The sequence below is a fragment of the Sporolactobacillus nakayamae genome, assembly GCF_900113325.1.
GTDB classification, from domain to species: domain Bacteria; phylum Bacillota; class Bacilli; order Bacillales; family Sporolactobacillaceae; genus Sporolactobacillus; species Sporolactobacillus nakayamae.
Genome location: NZ_FOOY01000048.1, coordinates 1 through 1232 on the forward strand (window position 1 = coordinate 1; position 1232 = coordinate 1232).

Consider the following 1232-nt stretch of genomic DNA (forward strand, 5'->3'; position numbering starts at 1 on the left):
TAGCTACCCAGCGTATGCTCCTGGCGGAACAACTGGTACACCAGCGGTGTGTCCATCCCGGTCCTCTCGTACTAAGGACAGCTCTTCTCAAATTTCCTACGCCCGCGACGGATAGGGACCGAACTGTCTCACGACGTTCTGAACCCAGCTCGCGTACCGCTTTAATGGGCGAACAGCCCAACCCTTGGGACCTACTTCAGCCCCAGGATGCGATGAGCCGACATCGAGGTGCCAAACCTCCCCGTCGATGTGAACTCTTGGGGGAGATAAGCCTGTTATCCCCAGGGTAGCTTTTATCCGTTGAGCGATGGCCCTTCCATGCGGTGCCACCGGATCACTAAGCCCGACTTTCGTCCCTGCTCGACTTGTAGGTCTCGCAGTCAAGCTCCCTTGTGCCTTTACACTCTGCGAATGATTTCCAACCATTCTGAGGGAACCTTTGGGCGCCTCCGTTACCTTTTAGGAGGCGACCGCCCCAGTCAAACTGCCCACCTGACACTGTCTCCGAACCGGATCACGGTTCAGGGTTAGAATGTCGATATCGTCAGGGCAGTATCCCACCGATGCCTCCACCGAACCTAGCGGTCCGGTTTCAAAGGCTCCTGCCTATCCTGTACAAACGATACCCACATCCAATATCAAGCTGCAGTAAAGCTCCATGGGGTCTTTCCGTCCTGTCGCGGGTAACCTGCATCTTCACAGGTACTATAATTTCACCGGGTCTCTCGTTGAGACAGTATCCAAATCGTTACACCTTTCGTGCGGGTCGGAACTTACCCGACAAGGAATTTCGCTACCTTAGGACCGTTATAGTTACGGCCGCCGTTTACTGGGGCTTCAATTCAAAGCTTCTCCCGAAGGATAACCTCTCCTTTTAACCTTCCAGCACCGGGCAGGTGTCAGCCCCTATACATCACCTTACGGTTTAGCAGAAACCTGTGTTTTTGGTAAACAGTCGCTTGGATCTTTTCACTGCGGCTCATCGGATCCGTAGATCCGACGAGCACCCCTTCTCCCGAAGTTACGGGGTGATTTTGCCGAGTTCCTTAACGAGAGTTCTCCCGAGCGTCTTAGAATTCTCTTCTTGCCTACCTGTGTCGGTTTTGGTACGGGCACCGTTTCACTCGCTAGAGGCTTTTCTTGGCAGTGTAGGATCAGGCGCTTCGGTACTTAAGTTCCCTCCTCATCACCGTTTGGCTGAAAGCAGCGGGATTTGCCTCGCTGCAAGCCTC

The 1232-nt window shown here is 53.9% G+C and carries 1 rRNA gene; it reads right to left on the minus strand.

From position 1 onward, the window contains the following. Positions 1 to 1232 (minus strand): 23S ribosomal RNA (locus tag BM003_RS17320); the annotation flags it as partial.